The sequence below is a fragment of the Lentisphaera profundi genome (assembly GCF_028728065.1).
Classification (GTDB): domain Bacteria; phylum Verrucomicrobiota; class Lentisphaeria; order Lentisphaerales; family Lentisphaeraceae; genus Lentisphaera; species Lentisphaera profundi.
In genome coordinates, this window is record NZ_CP117812.1 from 1,895,513 (window position 1) to 1,915,279 (window position 19,767).

The 19,767-nt window shown below is 41.7% G+C and carries 21 protein-coding genes; 16 read left to right on the plus strand and 5 right to left on the minus strand.

Features of this window, described 5'->3' with window-relative positions; translation table 11 throughout:
• Positions 1–106: 106 nt before the first annotated feature.
• Both PQO03_RS18790 and PQO03_RS18795 read left to right on the plus strand, forming a co-directional pair.
• Complete coding sequence (locus PQO03_RS18790) at positions 107–712, plus strand: 50S ribosomal protein L25 (RefSeq protein WP_274152531.1); 606 nt, start codon at positions 107–109, stop codon at positions 710–712.
• 61 nt (positions 713–773) lie between these two features.
• Positions 774–2,123, plus strand: a complete 1,350-nt coding sequence (locus tag PQO03_RS18795; protein WP_274152532.1) for a DEAD/DEAH box helicase — start codon at positions 774–776, stop codon at positions 2,121–2,123.
• Positions 2,124–2,211: 88 nt separating this feature from the next.
• Here PQO03_RS18795 and PQO03_RS18800 read toward each other — a convergent pair whose 3' ends face one another.
• Positions 2,212–2,445 carry a DUF4404 family protein gene (locus tag PQO03_RS18800; RefSeq protein WP_274152534.1) on the minus strand — a complete coding sequence of 78 codons (234 nt, stop codon included), beginning with the start codon at positions 2,443–2,445 and terminating at the stop codon, positions 2,212–2,214.
• Positions 2,446–2,717: 272 nt separating this feature from the next.
• Here PQO03_RS18800 and PQO03_RS18805 point away from each other — a divergent pair, with 272 nt between their 5' ends.
• The 13 genes from PQO03_RS18805 to PQO03_RS18865 all read left to right on the plus strand — a co-directional run bounded on the left by PQO03_RS18805 (position 2,718) and on the right by PQO03_RS18865 (position 11,332).
• Positions 2,718–3,005, plus strand: coding sequence for an AtpZ/AtpI family protein (locus PQO03_RS18805; RefSeq protein WP_274152535.1), 288 nt, complete (start codon positions 2,718–2,720; stop codon positions 3,003–3,005).
• Entirely contained in the window at positions 2,989–3,369 is a 381-nt protein-coding gene (locus PQO03_RS18810) for a hypothetical protein (protein ID WP_274152536.1), read from the plus strand. The genes PQO03_RS18805 and PQO03_RS18810 overlap by 17 nt, the downstream gene beginning before the upstream one ends.
• Positions 3,370–3,371: 2 nt before the next feature.
• A complete protein-coding gene (gene atpB, locus PQO03_RS18815; RefSeq protein ID WP_274152537.1) occupies positions 3,372–4,220 on the plus strand; it encodes a F0F1 ATP synthase subunit A in 849 nt (282 codons plus the stop codon).
• 72 nt (positions 4,221–4,292) lie between these two features.
• Positions 4,293–4,577, plus strand: a complete 285-nt coding sequence (gene atpE, locus PQO03_RS18820) for an ATP synthase F0 subunit C (protein WP_274152539.1) — start codon at positions 4,293–4,295, stop codon at positions 4,575–4,577.
• A gap of 20 nt (positions 4,578–4,597) precedes the next feature.
• Positions 4,598–5,167, plus strand: a complete 570-nt coding sequence (gene atpF, locus PQO03_RS18825) for a F0F1 ATP synthase subunit B (RefSeq protein WP_274152540.1) — start codon at positions 4,598–4,600, stop codon at positions 5,165–5,167.
• Positions 5,168–5,169: 2 nt separating this feature from the next.
• On the plus strand, positions 5,170–5,709 hold the full coding sequence (gene atpH, locus PQO03_RS18830; protein ID WP_274152542.1) for an ATP synthase F1 subunit delta: 540 nt from the start codon (positions 5,170–5,172) through the stop codon (positions 5,707–5,709).
• Between the two features lie 12 nt (positions 5,710–5,721).
• Entirely contained in the window at positions 5,722–7,287 is a 1,566-nt protein-coding gene (gene atpA, locus PQO03_RS18835; RefSeq protein ID WP_274152543.1) for a F0F1 ATP synthase subunit alpha, read from the plus strand.
• Positions 7,288–7,302: 15 nt separating this feature from the next.
• Positions 7,303–8,172, plus strand: a complete 870-nt coding sequence (gene atpG, locus PQO03_RS18840; protein WP_274152545.1) for an ATP synthase F1 subunit gamma — start codon at positions 7,303–7,305, stop codon at positions 8,170–8,172.
• A 10-nt stretch (positions 8,173–8,182) separates the two neighbouring features.
• Positions 8,183–9,598, plus strand: coding sequence for a F0F1 ATP synthase subunit beta (gene atpD / locus PQO03_RS18845; RefSeq protein ID WP_274152547.1), 1,416 nt, complete (start codon positions 8,183–8,185; stop codon positions 9,596–9,598).
• A 2-nt stretch (positions 9,599–9,600) separates the two neighbouring features.
• Complete coding sequence (gene atpC, locus PQO03_RS18850; protein ID WP_274152549.1) at positions 9,601–9,858, plus strand: ATP synthase F1 subunit epsilon; 258 nt, start codon at positions 9,601–9,603, stop codon at positions 9,856–9,858.
• Between the two features lie 390 nt (positions 9,859–10,248).
• Positions 10,249–10,656 (plus strand): hypothetical protein, encoded by a 408-nt coding sequence (locus PQO03_RS18855; protein ID WP_274152551.1) that lies wholly within the window; start codon positions 10,249–10,251, stop codon positions 10,654–10,656.
• A 159-nt stretch (positions 10,657–10,815) separates the two neighbouring features.
• The gene (locus PQO03_RS18860; protein WP_274152553.1) at positions 10,816–11,055 is read left to right on the plus strand and encodes a DUF2789 domain-containing protein; all 240 of its coding nucleotides are present in this window, start codon (positions 10,816–10,818) and stop codon (positions 11,053–11,055) included.
• 1 nt (position 11,056) lies between these two features.
• Complete coding sequence (locus tag PQO03_RS18865; protein ID WP_274152555.1) at positions 11,057–11,332, plus strand: hypothetical protein; 276 nt, start codon at positions 11,057–11,059, stop codon at positions 11,330–11,332.
• Positions 11,333–12,201: 869 nt separating this feature from the next.
• Here the strand turns inward: PQO03_RS18865 and PQO03_RS18870 are convergent.
• Positions 12,202–15,879: a S1 family peptidase gene (locus tag PQO03_RS18870; protein WP_274152556.1), complete on the minus strand. Its 3,678-nt coding sequence runs from the start codon at positions 15,877–15,879 to the stop codon at positions 12,202–12,204.
• A gap of 1,229 nt (positions 15,880–17,108) precedes the next feature.
• Here PQO03_RS18870 and PQO03_RS18875 point away from each other — a divergent pair.
• Positions 17,109–17,582, plus strand: coding sequence for a DoxX family protein (locus tag PQO03_RS18875; RefSeq protein ID WP_274152558.1), 474 nt, complete (start codon positions 17,109–17,111; stop codon positions 17,580–17,582).
• A gap of 94 nt (positions 17,583–17,676) precedes the next feature.
• Here the strand turns inward: PQO03_RS18875 and PQO03_RS18880 are convergent, their stop codons facing one another.
• Genes PQO03_RS18880 through pxpB form a run of 3 tightly spaced genes read right to left on the minus strand, consistent with a single transcriptional unit; the run spans position 17,677 to position 19,766 of the window.
• Positions 17,677–18,435, minus strand: coding sequence for a 5-oxoprolinase subunit C family protein (locus tag PQO03_RS18880; protein ID WP_274152559.1), 759 nt, complete (start codon positions 18,433–18,435; stop codon positions 17,677–17,679).
• Complete coding sequence (locus PQO03_RS18885; RefSeq protein WP_274152560.1) at positions 18,428–19,141, minus strand: LamB/YcsF family protein; 714 nt, start codon at positions 19,139–19,141, stop codon at positions 18,428–18,430. Before PQO03_RS18885 ends, PQO03_RS18880 begins: the two co-directional genes overlap by 8 nt.
• The gene (gene pxpB / locus PQO03_RS18890) at positions 19,125–19,766 is read right to left on the minus strand and encodes a 5-oxoprolinase subunit PxpB (protein ID WP_274152561.1); all 642 of its coding nucleotides are present in this window, start codon (positions 19,764–19,766) and stop codon (positions 19,125–19,127) included. Before pxpB ends, PQO03_RS18885 begins: the two co-directional genes overlap by 17 nt.
• Position 19,767: the final 1 nt, after the last annotated feature.

Below are 19,767 nucleotides of genomic sequence, written 5' to 3' on the forward strand. Positions count from 1 at the left end.
ATACCTTAGCCACTCTTCAATTGATCGCACCAGCTCTCTCATACCAAACGACGTGCCATCGAGTCTAGATTTAATATTATATGAATTAAGCTATAGGGACAAATACATGTCTATCATACTCAAAGCCGCTAAACGTGAAATCGTTGGCAAAAAATCCAAGCAACTCCGTCGCGAAGCAATCGTTCCAGGCAACCTCCAAGGTCGCAAAATCGAGAACATTAACATCCAACTCGCAGAAAGAGACCTCCAAGTTGCTATCAAAGCAGCTGGTACAACTAATATCATCGATCTTGATATTGATGGAACTGTACACGAAGTACTTCTTCGCGAAGTCATTCGTACAACAAGCCAACAGCATTATATCCACGTAGAATTCTACGCTCCGGATATGAACACTCCAGTTAAAACTTCTGTTCCTGTTAAAGCTACTGGTGAGTCTCCTCTCGTTACTTCTGGCGGTATCTTAGTAACTCCTCAGTCAAATCTTGAACTGTCAGCTTTACCAAAAGCACTTCCTGCTTTCATTGAAATTGATATTTCTGTACTTCAGAAATTCTCTGATGTTATTACTGTTGCTTCACTACCTGCAATTGAAGGTGTTGACTTCCTCAGCCCTGCTGGTACTGCACTTGCTTACATCGCAGAAACACGTGCTACACGCTCCGCTTCCGCTACTGACGCAGACGCAGAGACTGCTGCAACAGCAGAATAAGTACAAAAAAAATCTTTGAAAAGCCGACCTTTTGGGTCGGCTTTTTTTATTGAGGCCCATTATGCAACTACCCGACTCATTCCCTAGCACTATTCAATCTTGGTTAAACAAACAAGACTTCGAACAACTTCTCCCTATCCAAGAACTTGTCGTAGAACATTCAAACGAAGAAAAGCAACTTATCATTTCGTCCCCGACTGGCTCGGGAAAAACGATTGCCTTCCTCATTCCCGTAGCTAGGAAATTACTAGAGAATCCAAAGGCACGCATCCTCATACTGTCACCATCCCCTGAATTGGCGATGCAAAATATTAAAGTTATTCGCGACATCCTGCCACAAACCAAAGCCACTGCCGTCATCAGTGGCGTCAGTACCGATCGTCAAAAAGATCAACTTAAGAAGCGTCCACAAATCATCTCCGCTACACCAGGACGCCTACGCGACTTTATGCTCAGAGGCATCATTAAGCCACAAGACTTCAACATGCTCATTATTGACGAGATCGACGCACTACTCAGAGAAGGAATAGAGAACTTAGTCGCCGAACTCATGGAACTGATGCCCCCAGAAACCCATGAATGTATTGTTGCATCTGCTACCGTCATCCGCTCAACGGAAGAATTACTCAACTTTTGGCGCCCTGAATTTTTCCTTATTGAGAACACCGAAACGGCAAAAATTAAACACGCTTATATCTTCACCAACCCCAATAGACGGGATATCTGCTTAATGAAATTAATCAGAAGTGAGAAAATCAAAAAAGCGATCATTTTCGTCAATAGCTTTGAACACACACGCCACGCACTGAAGTTCTTTGAGAAAAACCAACTTAAAGCCGCTTTCCTAGAAGCCGCCATAAGTAAAACAGCGCGAGCAGAAAGAATCAACGACTTTAAAAACGGCAAAATAAATTTCTTAATCACAACCGACCTGCTCAGCAGAGGATTTGACTGTAAAGATAGCGCAGTCATCCACTACCACTGCCCGATCACTATAGAAAGTTTTAAGCACCGAAGCGGTCGTACTGCACGCGGATCTCAAGATGGCGCCAACTACCTTGTCGTCACTGAAAAAGACCTACACTACATGGGTCGATTCGAAAAGAAAATGGATTTCAAATTCGAAGAAATTAATTTAGCCCGCAACTTCTCACCCAAACCACTCGTAGATCAAGACGCTATAGAAAGCGATGCTAGCACTCAGAATGACGAGACTGCCACGAAGCCTAAAGCCCTAACAGACTCTGCTAATCCTGTAAAGAAGAGCAAAACCAAGCCTCACAACAAAAAAACGAAGGCCAAGGCCAAACTCGCCAAAGTCGAGAAGAAAGAAGTCCTCAAGAAAAAACCGAAGCACAACAAGCGCAAAGGCAAACCGGGTTCACATAAAAAGAAAGGGGCTCAGGAATAAATCCCTCACCCCTTCAAATATTACTTAGCTCTATAAACAAGAGGGCATGATACTATCACCCCTCTCTGTAAGAATTAAATAAAGCTAACTAGATACCACTATTTGATAAGAAAGTTGAAACACGAGAAAGCAAACCAGTTACTTGCGGGTGCGAGGATTCAAAATCCTCAATCACCTTAGTTAAATCTGTTACCAAGCCTTCTTTCTCTGATTCTTGCTCAGTCTTGAGTTTCGCAACTAAGGTTTCCAGCTCTTGTTTCTTAGTATCACTTAAGTCCGCATTGCGAATTTCTTGCTCTAATTTTTCTAAAGTCTCATTCATTAATAAATCTCCTGTTTTTATTAATATAAATCATTGCACAAGAAAAAAAGCCTTGGCGAACGAAAAACATGACAAATTTCGTGTCAGACCCCCTTTAGAAAAAACCCGACCTTTACAAGATGTGTAAGTATGTCATAAAACCATACGCTTTTCGTAAAAGAATCTATAAGTCCATGTTCTTCACGCACTTGAATGATCTTATAAAATATCTGTTAAATATTTAACAGCCTATCTTGATTTCCTCATTCCATCAATTATTTTATGCGCCAATTATGAATAACCAAGAGAAGATTAAAGAAAACAAAGCAGCTGAACCTCCACATAGATCTCCAGTGATTTTGGGATCCAGTCTTGGAACAGAACTCGCCGTCGCAATTTTCCTATTTGGCGGTGCAGGTTACTGGGCCGACAAGAAGTACGGTACTAGCCCTTGTTTTTTATTAATTGGAATTGCCCTCTCCTTTATATATGGAGGCTATGCAGTTTGGAAACTCGTAAGAATGATGTCGAAACCGAAACCTAAGAAGGATGAAAATAAAAGCAATGAAAGCGACACTTAATCCGCTTCACATTACAGCTCTATTTCTCGGTCCACTGCTAATTGCTGCTTATGCAATTTTCAGCAAGGTTGCCTTTTCATCCAAAGAATTCCTCCTCGCAATCGCACTCTGCCTCTTTAATACGGCAGCTGTCTTTGTCCTCGACTACTTCGCATTCAAACTAAAAAAAGAACTTTTTATTGGCATCTTACTCAAGTTTGCCAAATCCGCCGCAATGATCATTATCCTCGGCGTCCTCCTCTTTACTAAGTCAGTAAACAATCCCCAATTTCTAAGTATCGCATTTCTGATTGGCTTTGCGGCCACCATGATTTGTGAAACTGCATCACTCAAAAAACAAAACCTTAAAACCAAAGTTATTTAACTATGAATATACTCAACAACCTCCTCGCAGCTTCTGGCGGCGGTCACCCCACTAAAATGGAAGCAGTTATTGCTTGGATCAAAGATCACATGACTCTCGCAGGAAATCACTGGTCACCCACTGGCTTCATTGAAATACCAAACGAAAGTATTTTTTCTAATAACTTCACAACTCAATCGCTTTTTCTTATTATAAGTACTGTCATCACTTTTATCCTTTTCGGCGTGATCTATAACAAGAAACAAGAAGTCCCTACTGGAATGACAAACTTCCTTGAACCCTTCGTACTTTATGTTCGCGATGAAATTGCCGTAAAGAACATGGGTGATAAAGATGGTAAAGCTTGGACTCCTTTCTTTTGCAGCCTGTTCTTCCTTATCCTTGGTTGTAATCTTCTTGGCCTCATCCCTGGTAATGCAACTGCTACTGGTACTTTCTGGGTAACAGGCTCACTCGCACTTATTGTTTTCCTTTGTATGACAGTTGGTACGACTATTAAATATGGTCCCGTAAAATTCATCAAAGCTTTTATGCCACCAGGTGTACCGGGCTGGGTTCTCGTACTTCTTACTCCTCTCGAAATGATTGGCCTTGTTGTTAAGTGTGTTTCACTCACAATTCGACTTTTCGCTAATATGCTTGCAGGTCACATCGTTCTTTTCTCAATCATGGCCCTACTCTACGTTTTCAGCTACTATGCACTCTTGGCTTACCCCATTGCAGTCGGCATCTACGCACTCGAAGTATTCGTAGCTTTCCTTCAGGCTTATGTCTTTACTTTCTTAGCAGCTCTCTTCATCGGCGAAATGTTTCACCATGCACATGGTCACGACGAAGAGCACGCTCACTAAATCCCACTTCTTGAATAACAAGATCTTTAACAAAAACTAATATAACAAAAATAAAAAAAACGGAGAACTAATATGTTCAACTCAATCCTCGCACAAGCAGACACAACAGTAGCACTAGAAACAGTATCTCAAGCAACAGCTCTTATCGGACCTAAAGCTGGCGCAGCAATCGGTGCTGGTATCGTAGCAATCGGTGCTGGTCTTGGTATTGGTAAACTTGCTGCTTCAGCAATGGAAGGTATCGCTCGTCAGCCAGAAGCTGGTGACAATATCAAAGGCGCAATGATTGTTGCTGCTGCACTTATCGAAGGTGTTTCACTCTTCGGTGTTGTTGTTTGTCTTCTCGCAGCACTTTAATCCGCTAGCGGTTGATTCTTATGAACAGTGTAAAAGTTAAATTATTAGCTTTTGCCTGCTTCGTTCTAACAGCTATGCCAGCAATGGCAAGCGGTAGCGATGCGGGAGCTTACGGCGAAAACGCCGCTGTACCTATGGCAATTATTGCCTGGGTATGCTTCCTCACGCTCCTCTTTGTCGGCGGAAAAGTCGCATGGAAGCCTATCCTCGCTAATCTTGATGCACGTGAGACTCGCATTCGCGAATCTCTCGAAAATGCAGCTCGTATTGAAAGCCAACTCGCTGACGCGGAAGAGTCAAGAAAGAAACTTCTTTCTGACGCCGATTCATCAGCAAAAGCTATCATTACTGAAGCCAAAGAAACAGCAGTAAAGCTCGCTAAGGAAATTAACGAACAAGCCAAAGAAGAGTCACAAACTCTTCGTGATGGCGCTCTCAAAGATATTGAGAACGCTCGTTCACAGGCCGTTTCTAGCCTCCGTCGCGAAAGCGCAGACCTAGCTGTAACACTTGCAGGTAAACTCATCGGCGAAAACCTGGACTCTGAAAAGAGCCGCGTTCTCACTGATAAATTAATCGATAATCTTTAATCATGTTGACCTCAAAAGCAGCCAAACGATATGCACGAGCGTTCTTTAGCTTGGCGCAGGACAAGGGCAAGTTAGATGAAGTAAGAGCTGATTTTTTAGCTATTGCCAATCTCTCTACTCAGTCGGAAGAATTCAATGTACTTCTTTCATCTCCACTCGTAGCCCATGCAAAACGGCTTGAACTTTTGAAGTCTCTGCTTGAAGGAAAAATCAACGCGGTATCAATGAGTTTTATCACTTTCCTTAATACGAAAGAACGCTCAGAGATCCTCGTTGAAGTTTGTGCTTACTTCGAAATTTTCTGTAATGAGGCTGCTAATGTACAGCTCATCACTATTACCTCAGCTGCCGAACTCGGTGTTGCTCAGGTCAAGGCAATCGAAGTGAAAATGGAAGCTAAACTGAACAAAACTATCAAAGCCTCGACTGAAGTTGATCCTTCACTCATGGGTGGTTTTAAAATTCAGATCGGCGATCAAGTTATTGATCACACCATCACAGCACAACTCAATTCCCTCAAACAGAGTATCGTTAACGCGTAAAGGAAAATAATTATGGCAACAGATATTAAACCAGAAGAAGTTTCAGCCATCCTCAAAGAGCAGTTCGCTGCTTTTGAGTCAGGTGCTCAAACTTACGAAACTGGTAAAGTCCTAAGCGTTGGTGATGGTATCGCCCGCGTATACGGTCTAGAGAATGTCATGGCCGGTGAACTCGTTGAGTTCGCTTGTGGACTCCAGGGTCTGGCGATGAACCTCGAAGAAGACAATGTCGGTGTAGCGATTTTTGGTGAAGACAAATCAATCTGTGAAGGTATGGAAGTAAAACGTACCAAAACTATTGCTTCTGTTCCCACTGGCGACGCTCTCCTCGGTCGTGTAGTTGATGCATTGGGTAAGCCTATTGACGGCAAAGGTCCAATCGACACTACTAACTCACGTCCAATTGAATTTAAAGCACCTGGTATCATGGAGCGTAAATCCGTTCATGAGCCTCTCCAGACTGGTGTTAAAGTTATTGACGCCCTCACTCCTGTAGGTCGTGGTCAGCGTGAGTTGATCATTGGTGACCGTAAAACTGGCAAGACTACTCTTGCTATCGATACGATCATTAACCAGAAAGGTAAAGGCGTTAAGTGTTTCTATGTAGCTATGGGCCAAAAACGTTCAACTGTGGTACAAATCGCAGAAACGCTTAAGCAGCATGGCGCTCTAGAATACACGACTATTATTGCAGCTACTGCTTCTGATCCTGCTCCTATGCAGTTCCTCGCTCCGTACTCAGGTACAGCGATGGCAGAACACTACTGCTACCTCGGTTCTCCGACTTTCGGTGGTACTGAAGGCGTTGCAGGCGGCCATGCACTCATCGTTTATGATGATTTGACTAAACAGTCACAAGCTTACCGTCAGCTTTCACTCCTCCTCCGTCGTCCTCCAGGACGTGAAGCTTTCCCAGGTGATGTTTTCTATACTCACTCACGTTTGCTCGAACGTTCCGTTAAACTTTCAGAGTCAGAAGGCGCCGGTTCTATTACTGCCCTCCCGATTATTGAAACTCAAGCGAACGATGTTTCTGCTTATATCCCCACAAACGTAATTTCGATTACTGATGGCCAGATCTTCCTAGAATCTGACCTCTTCAACGCTGGTCAGCGTCCTGCTATTAACGCGGGTCTTTCTGTTTCACGTGTTGGTGGTGCTGCTCAAACTAAATCTATGAAGAAGACAGCCGGTACACTCCGTCTTGACTTGGCTCAATACCGCGAACTCGCGGCATTCTCCCAGTTTGCTTCTGACTTAGATCCTGCCACTCGTGCTCAGCTCGAGAAAGGTCAACGTTTGATGGAAGTATGTAAGCAAGGTATCAATGAGCCTCAGTCAGTGGCTGAACAAGTTTGTCTTATCTATGCAGGTACCAATGGTTACCTCAACGATATTCCAGTAAACAAAATTGTTGAATACACTGCCTCACTCAATGAATCCCTGTCAACTCGCTACAAAGATTTCAGTGACAAGTTCGCTGTTGAAGTCAACAATGATGACTTCTCTAAAGGTCTTATAGCTGAAATGACAGACATTGTTAAATCTACCACAGAAAGCTTCAGTAGCTCACTGTAATAAGCGGATAGAATTATGCCCAGTCAAAAAGAATATAACGTAAAAATCGCGAGCCTCGGTAATACTGCGAAAGTGACCAAGACCATGAACATGGTCTCCACTTCTAAGTACCGTAAAGCTCAAGATGCTCAGGGCAGCTCAAGACTCTATTCAGATCAACTCAACCAGGTTATTGCTGGTTTAGTTGCCTCTGGTGGCGAGCTTTCTCATCCCCTTATGAAAACTCCCGAAGTAAAAAAGGTTCTTGTTATTGCTTTCACATCAGACAAAGGTCTCTGTGCAGGTTTTAACAATAACCTTGTCAAATTCGTGAACAACTTCCGACGTGAAAGTGCCGATAAGTATGAAACAATTGATTTCATTACTTGCGGCAAGCGCGGTTACAATGCCATCCGTAAGGACAGCACAGTAATTGCCAACTATGACGACAAAACAGGAAGTCCCGAATTTGATACTGCTCGCGAAATTGGCGACAAGGTACAAAAGCTCTTTATTGACGGTGAATACGACCAAGTACTCATTGCTAATAATAACTTTGTATCTGCCCTTTCTCAAATTCCTATAATCAGTACTCTCCTCCCTGTTACAGGCGAAGTCCCTACTGAAGCTGTAGCGACTGAGAACGCGACAGATTACATTTACGAACCTGGTCAAGCAGAACTCCTGAGCTACTTGCTTCCCAAGACCGTAAACTTCCAAGTTTTCAAAGCTTTTCTTGAAAATGCCGCTGGTGAACACGCTGCGCGAATGGCTGCTATGGATGCAGCTTCTTCCAACGCGAGAGACCTCATACAGAAATATACTGTTCTGCGCAACCGTGCACGTCAAGCAGCCATTACGACTGAATTGACCGAGATCGTTGCCGGCGCTGAAAGTTTAAAATAGGATAACTATTATGTCAGAATCAACTAAAGGTAAAGTCCTTCAGATCATGGGTGCCGTGATCGATGTAGAATTTTCCGGTGGAACTATCCCTGGTATCTACAACGCTTTGAAAGTGACCAACCCTTCTATTAACGACCTCGAGGGCAATCTTGTTCTCGAAGTAGCCCAGCATTTGGGTGAAGGTGTCGTGCGTACTATCGCTTTGGACTCAACTGAGGGTCTTCATCGTGGTGCTTTAGTTTCCGACACTGGCGCGGGCCTTAAAGTTCCCGTTGGTGATGAAGTTCTTGGCCGTGCCATGAATCTCCTCGGTGAACCAATCGATAATAAACCTCCCGTCGAAACTGACGAGCAGTGGGAAATTCACCGCGAAGCTCCCGCTTTCGATCAGCAAGATACAGGTACTGAAGTACTTGTAACTGGTATCAAAGTAATTGACCTTCTCGCTCCATACCGTAAGGGTGGTAAAATTGGTCTCTTTGGTGGTGCTGGTGTTGGTAAAACTGTACTCATTCAAGAGCTCATCAATAATATCGCACAGGAATTCGGTGGTAACTCCGTTTTCGCTGGTGTAGGTGAGCGTACTCGTGAAGGTACTGACCTCTACGAAGAAATGGCTGAAGCTGGCGTACTCGAGAAAACTGTTCTCGTATACGGTCAGATGAATGAGCCTCCTGGTGCTCGTGCTCGTGTAGCTCTGTCTGCACTCACAATGGCGGAATACTTCCGTGATGTGAAAAAACGCGATGTACTTCTCTTCGTTGATAATATCTTCCGTTTCACACAGGCCGGTGCCGAAGTATCTGCACTTCTTGGTCGTATTCCTTCTGCCGTGGGTTACCAGCCTACTCTTGCAGTAGAAATGGGTGAACTTCAGGAACGTATTACTTCAACTAAAGATGGTTCTATTACTTCTGTTCAAGCTGTATATGTACCTGCCGATGATTACACTGACCCGGCTCCTGCAACTACATTTGCGCACTTGGATGCAACGACAGAACTTTCTCGTCCGCTATCTCAGCTCGGTATCTACCCTGCGGTAGATCCACTCACTTCTTCTTCGACCATTTTGGCTCCTGAAGTTGTTGGTGAAGAACAGTACCAAGTTGCGACTGACGTGAAAATGATCCTCCAGAAGTACAAAGAGCTTCAGGATATCATTGCCATCTTAGGTATGGATGAACTCTCTGAAGAAGACCGTCTCACTGTAGAACGTGCTCGTAAAATTCAGAAGTTCCTTTCTCAGCCTTTCCACGTAGCGGAAATTTTTACCGGTCTTAAAGGTAAATACGTTGCTTTGGCTGATACTGTTCAGTCCTTCAAAGAAGTTCTCGAAGGTAAGCATGATGATGTTCCTGAGCAAGCATTCTACCTCGTTGGTGGTATCAACGAAGTACTTGAGAAAGCTAAAAACCTCGAAGGTTAATCATGTCATTTCAACTAAAAATCATTACTCCCGAACGTCTCGTTTTTGAAGGCACTGTAGATTCAGTTCGCCTCCCAGGACTCGACGGGGATTTTGGTGTACTCGACAATCACGCAGCCCTCATCTCTGGTATTGCCATTGGTGCCCTGCAGTATGATGTCAACGGCCAACGCAAGAGCATCAAGCTCGACGGCGGCTTTGTTGAAGTGAACGACAATCAGGTAAGTGTACTCGCGGATAGCGCTCAGCTCCCAGAGTAAACTCACCTTACTGTGCTTCCTAAAGCCCCGCCTTCGCAAGAAGTCGGGGCTTTTCTTGTATTGCTGTCACAGTCGAAGACGTCTCCTTATCCCCAGTCATATGCGAACTCCGCAAGCTTGGCAAAAAATTGCAAACTCCGCAAATATGGGTACGCCGAGCACCAGCTTGGCAGGCTCCTATTCGCAAGCTAAAGCTTAAACTCCATGCCTTTCTTAAGTAGCTAGAGCACCCCCTATTCGGTATGCACATTATACGCAAGCTAAGCTTCAACTCCATGCCTTTCACAAGGATGCATCCTAAAGCCAATGAACTCAAAATATAAATTGATCTCTGGGCTTGCTATTCCTATCAAGAATACTTAATTTATCTTTTTAAATCAAGGAGAATAAATGGGCATCATACTCGTCCCCCTCTTTCTAATCTTATTTTCTGCCGTGATTCCTGCTAGTTACTTAGCGATCAAAGGCTATAAAAGTGACTTAGAAAAATCATCTGTAAAAACTATCATTTTCTCTTCTTTTGCATCATCCTTACTTTTCAGCAGTCCCGTGCCCTTCATTGTTTATGCCGGTCAAAGAGTCTATATAATCTCGCTGCTCGTCAATTATTTATTCATCGTCGCAGTATCTTTGGGTTTAATTGGAACTATTTTAACAATTTTTGGCTATCGTCAAAAAAATACGAAAGCCAAATTAATGGCTTCGGGTTTTTTCTTTGCTGTGGCAAGCTCCCCGATTGCGTGGTTTTTTATCAAGGATCCCTTATGCCAAATTTTACGCATAAGTACTCATCATTAGTTTCTAGCTACTCATCACAAGTATCTGCTAGCGATACGCAGTAAAAACACCCTCGCTCATGGTGGAATTTTTCTTCAGGCCGCTGCACTACAAGCTTTAACTCATCTAGACTTGTTTCCGCTGCTCCGCAGTCGTACATTTTAATAAAGGATATATATCATGGACACAAGTATACACACACTAAAAATGCTCTTCCTTCAACTGGGTTTAAAAAATAGCGATGATGCTATGAGTGAATTTATTGCAAGCCACCAACTCAGTAAAAACCAGGCCATCGAAAAAGCAAATTTTTGGAATACTTCCCAAGCACAGTTCATTAGTGAGTCCTGGAATGAGGATGCCGACTGGTGTGTCATTGTTGATCAACTCAATAGCTTACTTCACCAAAAAAGTGCCTAAGATGAGTGGCGTTCATTCGCATCCCAAGCATTGTTTTTGTCAGGTACCCGAGTCAGAACTCAGCTACTGGGCCATAAAACGTTTCCAAGAAGATCACCGCACGGTGGACTTAATGAATTCAACTGATGACCCTCATCAAAAAGAACTTATTAGCATTGTCGGTTTGATCGATGTCGATGAAGCCTCCATGCTGAGTATGATGGGCAATGTCGACATGCCCGATCATCACCTCATTCACTGCCGTCAAAAAGTAAAAGCTCTACTCGGCCTTGATTGAAGCCCGAACAAGAAGACACAAATTCATAAATCAGTAAACTTCACTCTCAAAATAAAACTGCCCTTGCTGCCCTATTGTATGATGTCAAGGGCCAGGCAGACGCTTGTTGAAGGTGAATTACTTAAGTACTCGCGCGGATAGCGCTCAGCTCCCAGAGTAAGCTTATCGCTCTTACTAAAGTCCCTCTTCGTAAGAAGTCGGGTTTTTGCTTTCTATGTAGCACACTCTTAGAGTAGCGAAAATCATATCACTACACTTCTTAAAAGCTTGAACTACATAGCTTTTACTTGCTACGACCTCGAATGACTGATTTTCATTTCATACTTTTGTCCGTGCTTCTTTATGGGGCGTAATGGAAGCTGGGAGCTGGGAGCTGGGAGCTGGGAGCTGGGAGCATATTTTATGTTAGAAGGTTGAGCCTGATAAAATTAACGCGTTATTTAACTGAATAACAAAAATATAACCGCTGAAATTATATCTGTATTACTCAAGACTAATGGACAGCAACCTCTACTGAATTCTCTGGCGAGATATTGTACCTACGACAAGGGGAAACGGTTGAATTTTTCAGAAAAAATGGAGCTCGCTTTTGAGTCTTGGAGCTTAGTTTGACGTGTATGGCGGTACGGGCAACTATTATTTCCTGATCTGATTCATGAAAATCAACACGGCTTCGGGAGCTCCCCGATCGCCGAAGGCACTCATTAAGTCTCGCTTTCTAACTACCACTTTTTTGATTCTAGATCTTTATTAGGTGATTGTGACTCGTCATTGAAGGCTTTTCTTTTATTAGTTGACCGCGCTTACCTTGCATATTATTAATATTCGAGATAAGCGTAGCCAACTTTTAGGATAACTTCACTTAGGAATCATTTCTTTTTCAATGCAGCTTTAAGGAATTTGAGCATTGTATCTGGGGGTACGGCGAAACCGGCACCTTCCATTCTAGCCTTCATAGTCACCACGCCGCACACATTACCATATTTATCAAAAATAGGGCCTCCACTATTCCCTGGATTAATGGCCGCACTGGTTTGTATATACTTCTTACCATCAAGAATGCGATTATTATTTGACACAATCCCAGTCGTCATAGTATTACTCAAAATAAGGTTGCCTGCTCCAGGATTACCAATAACAACCAGCTGTTCACCCATTTCCGGCATTCGCTTTAATTCTAAACCTACATAAGGACTACTAATGTAAGGCACTGTCTGCAGCAAGGCCAGATCATTAACACTATCTGTACCAACAATTGCTACCTTAACTGTTTTTACATCACCTTTGGAGTCCTTAAACCGCACCGTATTCTCCTGTGATAAAACGTGTGCACAGGTAAGGATCAAGCCTCGTTTATTGATAAAAAATCCTGTTCCTGAGCCTCTGTTGTTTTTTATCAAAACAGTTGCTTGATTATACTTTTTAGCTATAAGACTCGCCTTCTGTAAAGTTCTACTTTTACTACTCACTGAGTCGACCTTAATTTTATTGATCTCCTCTTGAGAAATCCTCAAAGTCGATTTTGGAATTAATGATGTTTGTACAGATAAATTCTTTTTTATCTGAGAAACTATAACTGAAGTAGCCGGCAGTTTTGTCACTAATGTATTTTGGTGTTTTACCATCGCTGCAGATAAGCCAGATAAATCGAGTACAGTAAATAAATCGCCTTTCTGAGATACACCTGACTGGCGTGATAAGCTGGTGTTTTTTGCTAAAATGTATAAATGCTGACCATCTTTACTGAAAAGCATTTTTTGAATCTGATCGCCTAGAGAAAGTTTTATTTCTTTAGTGATTTGAATGCCCGTTTTTGAATTATGTAAGGTGATTTTTTTACCATTATACGTCGCTACTACTCCTGTACTAAGGTCTACTGCCACACCTGACGGGTAAGATCCTGTATTATAACTCGTCACTGCCTTACTGACATCTGTTGGATCAAACAGAGGTATTGTATAACCGTTCATTTCCTTCGGGCCACTTCGGTACCCACCTCCCGAAACGTAATACACACCTCGCCCAAAGGGGTCTACCACCAAGTCCTTGGCATTGGAGCCCGGACTAGAATTTAATCTTAGACCATCTAAGCTATCATCTTTCTTAATCGCAAAGGCAAATAAAGTCTGATCGTTACTGGATATGGTTCTAACATACTGACCACCAAAGTAATCACGTAGTAATTCCCTCTGCATATGACTGACTTTTACATAGGAGTACAAAATCTTACCAGACGGATGCACGGCTACTTTACTTCCGAGAATATTATCGTAAAAACGGAACACGCCTTTAACAAAGTCAAAATAAATGATCTTCTGTTGTGAAATTCTGTCATCCTCTCCCCCCTTAAGAGAAGCAAACCAAATCCTCTTATTGACCTTATCAAAGGCCCCATCTTTAAGATCATAGCCTCCGATTTTAAAGCTCCTAACTGGTTTAAGCGATCTGTAGTCTATAATATCTAACTGACCATTGACCCAGGCTGCGATTTTATCACCACATGCCAACAGGTCATTATATTTATGCTTCAAGGGAATTTTCTTTATTAAGGTATTAGAACTCAAGTTAACAACTGATAAAGTAAGATTATTTTGTATAGCTACCAGGCCATTCGACAACACCGTAAAGTTACAACTGTTTTCACCCTCAAAGATGAATTTATATATTGGTGCATGCTCTTGTGAATCATCACTTTCAACTGCCGTAGCGTTAAGTGAATCCACTTTAGGGAGCACATCAATGTCATAGCCAATTTGTTTAACTTCTCCTGCACCATTCTTAAACTCCAAAGCGACTCGTGTTTTACCTACACTGGACAAACTCCCTGGCACATCCCACTTAATTAATCCATCTGAACTGATTGAAAAACCAGAGGGCCCCTTTAACAATTTAACTTCAACGCCCCCTTTCCCTAAGAGCTTTAATTGCTGCTCATAAGAGTTCCCTGTGTAAAGTTTTGTTTTTAACTCTGACTGTAAAACTAAATACTCATTCGAAATTTCACTGGACATCATATCCTTAAGGTTAAATTTTCGAATTGTCACTCCATCTTTTTTAAATTCATTTTTAAAGGCAAAAAAACCTAATTCACTATCGAATACCATACGAGATAATAAGGATTCATAACCTTTAAATTTCTTCGAATCCTTTGAGTCATTTTTTCGTGCTGTGTGTATGCTGACAAATAAAGATTGATGTCGTCTACCTGTATTAGCCACCCACGGCAACCTTCCTAAAGAACAAAATTCCTTAGTTTCGTTTGAATCTTTAAAGTAGTTATTTAAATAAAGCTTACAGTCCCCAATTGTAGAAATGCGAATATTGCAAGCACCGTTTTCATCAGGTAAAAAAGCCTCTGTATTACTTGTTAAGGATACGCCATCATCCCGCGAACGACTACTCCCTCTCTTATATACTGTATTTCTAGCAATGAACCCTCGCTCATCACCTTCGAAATGAATGTAATTTGTAGAACTATGAATATTCTGTACTTTACTATCATTGAACGGATCTATAGTGTTAATACCTGTGGGAGAAACAGATATATTTGTATAGCCGACTGTTTTAAGATCTTTCGATGCAAATAAATTCGGCCCTCCAGAACGCGTGTAACCAGAACTTTCCCCATGCCTAAAAGTTTTACCGTTTTTCAGGTCATATAAATGCCAAAACATAATATGAGAATCTTTTCTCACTGCTACAAATACGTAGCGCGAGTTATGTGACCCCATTATAAAACTGGATACTTCGCCATTAAAATCCCAGTCACATTTTTTAATTATTTTGCCAGACGTCAACTCCACTACTGTAAAATCACGCGTTATACTCGATGCAAACAAGGCATATTTTCCACCCGCAGTCCATTGCTCACTAATTAATGGAATAGGCTCATTCTCTTTTTTTACTTCTTCCAAATTAACCAAATACAATTTTTTATCCGCGCATTCAACAACCCAATATTTATCTCCAAGCGCTTTTTTGGCTCGTACAAATTCTCCCGGCAAATCAACAAAATATTCCTCATATAATACTTGCGCGTCTACCTTTTCGCTAGGAGCGTCATCATTAACTAAAGCTTGAGGTTTCTGGCTCTTATTGGCCGTACTCTTCAAAGCCTGTGTTGTATGTGATTTCGTAGATTTTTTTGCTGTCTGTACAACGACGACTCGTTCCGGCCCCCTGTTTTCAGCCTTTGTTTTATAGACTTTTAATACTTTGTTTTCTGCAATGAGGTTCTTCACCTTTGCATTCTGACCAATTCGTTCCTCTACACCGGCCTGTGCAGTAAAAGCTAAAGTTTTATGCGCTTCATCCTGCTTAAAAGTAAAAACTCTATCAACATACGCTGGAACTGTATAAACTAGAACATTCACCGTTTTGGGTCGCAGGTTAAACTTTATATCTTCAGCAAGCTCATTACTCATTTTATCAGGATCAATATTACCAAACATAAACGGACGTGTATAAATTTTTCTAGAAAAATACCCTGTAGGCATGTAACTCACTGACAGATTACTTGTTTGGTCAACATCAATTGACTCCTTCAAGTACACTACCACAAACTGCTCTCTATCTACACGTGTGAAATCTAAATTTGGTAAACGAGATGTACTAAACACTTTCTCGTAGTTCAAATCTTGAGCGACAAGATCTAATTTAGAATATGAGCTGTTACCGAAGTTAAAATCGAGCTTAATACTAGCCCAATTATTATACTTACGAGTGCTATCACGCCATACGGAACTATGTTTATGGCTTCTCTAATTACTTCCTCAGAATCTGAGTTTATACTTTTGCCGTTAGTATAAACTCCACAATCAACACATAAAATATCATGTGCATTTAACTCTTTCTGACAACTTGGACATATATTTGTCATAACACCTCTTTCCTCCAATTACATTTTCAGTGTATAAAAATTAAATTCTGTTTAGCACTATACAAGCAGACCTCTTGCTTTCTTTTAAGGTATCATATAAGCTCTCCATACACCTAGAGTTAGCTAATTCCTGAATCAGTGAGCTACATTAAGTTAATCATCTTGGTCTTTCACCTTCATTGACTTACAACTTTTTTCAAAAGACCTACGGGTATTCCTGCAAAAAGTTGTAAAGTTCTGAAAATAAAATCCCTACGAGATTATTCCAAAGCCAGTTCACGGATTCAGGTAATTGATATATATGTCTGTTTTTATTAAATAAATGATGACTAATTTTCATTTCATACTTTTGTCCGTACTTCTTTACGGGGTGTAATGGGAGCTGGTAGCATGTTTTATCTTAGGTTGATATATTATATCTTGTTCGACTTTATTTAAGTTTTTTATTGATGGTCATTTAAAGTACTCATCAAGTGACTTTTCTCTGAGTCAGTCAATTACTTCTTATGGAGTGTTTGTGAGCTTAGTTTTTGGAAAAAAGCGGGGATAGCTAATTTTAGTAGCTCTCTTACCCAATCATATGCGACCTCCGCAAATCTGGGTACGCCGAGCACCAGCTTGGCAGACTTTTATTCACAAGTAAAAGCTTGATACTACATGCTTTTTTTAGGTAGCTAGTCCACTCTTTAGAGTGCAGAGCACCCCTATTCAGCATACATATTATTCGCAAGCTAAAACTTGAACTACATACCTCAGATACTGGGCCTTTTAAAAATGGCTTTATTGCTTTTAATCCCCCGTGGTTTTATAGTAAACTAAAGTCAGAAGGAGCTTAGGGATGGGTATTAAATTTGAGTTTGATCAAATTTGACCGGCTCAGCAAGCAAGGAGTTTGTTATGAAGCATCTAAAAAGCTATGAAAATAGCCCCTTAAAACCCGCAGATAGTCTCATTGCCTCACTACGAATTTTCGTCGGACTTGTTCTCTTATGGAAGGGTATCGGATTTTTTTTCGATCAAAACACTTTTATTCAGTACTTCGCTAATATTGGCGAATTTTGGTTTGCTCCTGTCGCGTGGTTGCACTATGTCTTCCTCGCACATTTATTTGGCGGGATTTGCCTCATCGGCGGCATGGGAACTCGCTGGGCGGCGCTGATGCAATTACCTATTTTGATTGGTGCAGTACTTTTCATTCATCCACTCAATCCGCACCTCATTGCTAATACCGGCGAAACTGCGCTGGCAACTTTCACGCTAATGCTACTGACTTTTTTCGCGGTTCGCGGCTCAGGAATTTATTCCATTGATCACAAAATGGCCGTCGAAGAAGATCAAGAGCAACACCCACACGCAGTACAGCATGCCTAATTAGCCCTATGGTTGTAGTACTCACAGAATTAGGGCTCATCGAAAATACTGTACACAGCGCTACTAAGATCCAAATTAATTTATCCTAAGACCTTTAATCTAATAGCTTAAAGCGAATGAAGTCGCGTGGCCCAAATTGCGCGAGCAGATCTATATCCGCAGAAATGACATTGAAGATACGTGGATAACCGCCAATTGTCTGACGATGACGTAGCAGAATAAAAGGCCCTGACGGAGTCATTTGCATCGTACCATCTGCAACCGCAGAAGAAATCATATTCTGCTGGTCTTTGAGTTTAAGTTTTTTGGCCCATTTCGTTAAAGACATGCCCATGGGGCTCAATTGACTTCCCACTTGCCAATCACGATCTAAAATAACTTTGGGATTTGCGAGTTTCGCAAACTCAGGTCCTTTCATTAAACGGATATAAGCTTGCGCATCCGCTTGAGGGTTTCTTTCTAAATAAGAACTTGGATCAAAAGCGCATTCAGTAATTTTATTGGTGTAAGTCAAATAAGTTCGAAAGCCCCTGAGTCTTTGCGAAAAGCGCAACACCTGTCCACTCTTCACATGATAAACTTTATGAAAAGATAAAGCTTCACCATCGAGTAAAACGCTTTGATGAGGCGCACCCGTCAGCACGATGCTACCTGCTTCAGAAAACTCAATTTCTGGCGCTAAACTAAATTCAAGACATCTCGCTTTCATCCCTAATAGAACACAGGCCTCATTATAGGCCCCTTGATCCATCACGCCTTTAGGACTCAGACCTCGATGCTGTTCTCCATAAACTGGCAAGCATTCATCAGGCTGATAAAGATTGCTCATACCTTTTTTGATAAATTTAAGCAAGCATCCTCCTTAGCCCCTGAGCAAGCTCTAAAGCAATTTTCGCGTCGGAATGTAGACAAATCGTCTCACCATGTATTTCACGCTTTATACATGTAGAATCAGCCTCATGGCTTAAGACATTACCTTTTATCAAATCTTCACTCTGTCTCAAGGCGTCTTCAAGCTCCTCTAAAACCGCGCCTTCTCTAGCACGGGGCATGAGAGAAAATTGCTCTTTAAGGGGATCAAAAACATAAGCTCGCTCAGCAAATACTTCAGGAACAACTTGAATAAGCCCTTTTTCTTTACAGATTTTGGCTAATTCAGAATTTTGTGGGCTAAGTACAAATTCAATCTCGTGCTTTTTTAGCCAAGTATAGATTAAGCGCGCCAGGTTTTGATCATTATTGAGATCATTGTATAAGGCTCCATGAAATTTTATCCATTTAACATCATTCATCAATTCATATTGTTCATCTAATGAAAGCAAGAGTTCATCATCAGTCAGCACCACACTTACACGACCAAAATTTTCTTTGTCGGGATAGGATAGATGAGCGCTTACTTGCACATCATTTTCTCTTGCGAGCTGACGAAAAAATTTAACTGACTCAAGATCCCCCGCATGACCTCCACAGGCAATATTGGCAATATCGATCAAAGTCATTAATTCGCGGTCAAGTAAATTCGCGATTCCTCTTTCGCCTATATCACAATTGATCTTCATGCTCAACCTCAAAAAATTTGACTTTATCTCCCGGCTCTAAAAGCTTTAAGCCCTCATTATCCATACGTCCTATTAAATTCCACCCACCGGGCGAGTTGCATGGGTATATACCTGTTTGCTCTCCGCCTATGGCTACAGAACCTGCAGGCACTTTCGCTCTAGGATTTTCTAAACGTGGCACATGTAAGGATTCATCTAATCCAATTAAATAGGGGAAATCAGGCAAAAAACCAATCATGGCTACCGTATATTCTGCCGCCACATGCCTAGCTATCACCTCATTGCGATGCAATTTAGTGAGCTGAGCGACACGTTCTAGATCTTCTCCATCGTAGATCACGGGGAATTTATGAAGCTTTACTTTCGCTTCCAGCTCGAGAGATAAATTCTCTATATGCTTTCTCACGATCACTGTAAGTTCTTGTGAACTAATTATCTGAGGATTAAAATGTACCGCTAAGTCACAATAGGCAGGTACTAAATCTAAAAAGTCTCTTTCACTCTTTAAAGAGCGAAAAAGACTTAGTATGAATCGACTATGTTCAATCGAAATTCGATCAAAAAATACAAAAAGTAAGCAGGAGTCACCAATTTTTTGGCAATTAAACTCTCGCTCACTTTTCATC

Excerpts from the sequence above, each read along its gene's own strand:
- PQO03_RS18855 (WP_274152551.1), top strand. The coding sequence starts at position 10,249 with ATGGGCATCATACTCGTCCCCCTCTTTCTAATCTTATTTTCTGCCGTG.
- PQO03_RS18805 (WP_274152535.1), top strand. The coding sequence starts at position 2,718 with ATGAATAACCAAGAGAAGATTAAAGAAAACAAAGCAGCTGAACCTCCA.
- PQO03_RS18800 (WP_274152534.1), bottom strand. The coding sequence starts at position 2,445 with ATGAATGAGACTTTAGAAAAATTAGAGCAAGAAATTCGCAATGCGGAC.
- atpD (WP_274152547.1), top strand. The coding sequence starts at position 8,183 with ATGTCAGAATCAACTAAAGGTAAAGTCCTTCAGATCATGGGTGCCGTG.
- PQO03_RS18860 (WP_274152553.1), top strand. The coding sequence starts at position 10,816 with ATGGACACAAGTATACACACACTAAAAATGCTCTTCCTTCAACTGGGT.
- atpH (WP_274152542.1), top strand. The coding sequence starts at position 5,170 with ATGTTGACCTCAAAAGCAGCCAAACGATATGCACGAGCGTTCTTTAGC.
- atpC (WP_274152549.1), top strand. The coding sequence starts at position 9,601 with ATGTCATTTCAACTAAAAATCATTACTCCCGAACGTCTCGTTTTTGAA.
- PQO03_RS18875 (WP_274152558.1), top strand. The coding sequence starts at position 17,109 with ATGAAGCATCTAAAAAGCTATGAAAATAGCCCCTTAAAACCCGCAGAT.
- PQO03_RS18865 (WP_274152555.1), top strand. The coding sequence starts at position 11,057 with ATGAGTGGCGTTCATTCGCATCCCAAGCATTGTTTTTGTCAGGTACCC.
- PQO03_RS18790 (WP_274152531.1), top strand. The coding sequence starts at position 107 with ATGTCTATCATACTCAAAGCCGCTAAACGTGAAATCGTTGGCAAAAAA.
- PQO03_RS18810 (WP_274152536.1), top strand. The coding sequence starts at position 2,989 with ATGAAAGCGACACTTAATCCGCTTCACATTACAGCTCTATTTCTCGGT.
- atpA (WP_274152543.1), top strand. The coding sequence starts at position 5,722 with ATGGCAACAGATATTAAACCAGAAGAAGTTTCAGCCATCCTCAAAGAG.
- pxpB (WP_274152561.1), bottom strand. The coding sequence starts at position 19,766 with ATGAAAAGTGAGCGAGAGTTTAATTGCCAAAAAATTGGTGACTCCTGC.
- atpF (WP_274152540.1), top strand. The coding sequence starts at position 4,598 with ATGAACAGTGTAAAAGTTAAATTATTAGCTTTTGCCTGCTTCGTTCTA.
- atpB (WP_274152537.1), top strand. The coding sequence starts at position 3,372 with ATGAATATACTCAACAACCTCCTCGCAGCTTCTGGCGGCGGTCACCCC.
- PQO03_RS18795 (WP_274152532.1), top strand. The coding sequence starts at position 774 with ATGCAACTACCCGACTCATTCCCTAGCACTATTCAATCTTGGTTAAAC.
- atpE (WP_274152539.1), top strand. The coding sequence starts at position 4,293 with ATGTTCAACTCAATCCTCGCACAAGCAGACACAACAGTAGCACTAGAA.
- PQO03_RS18885 (WP_274152560.1), bottom strand. The coding sequence starts at position 19,141 with ATGAAGATCAATTGTGATATAGGCGAAAGAGGAATCGCGAATTTACTT.
- atpG (WP_274152545.1), top strand. The coding sequence starts at position 7,303 with ATGCCCAGTCAAAAAGAATATAACGTAAAAATCGCGAGCCTCGGTAAT.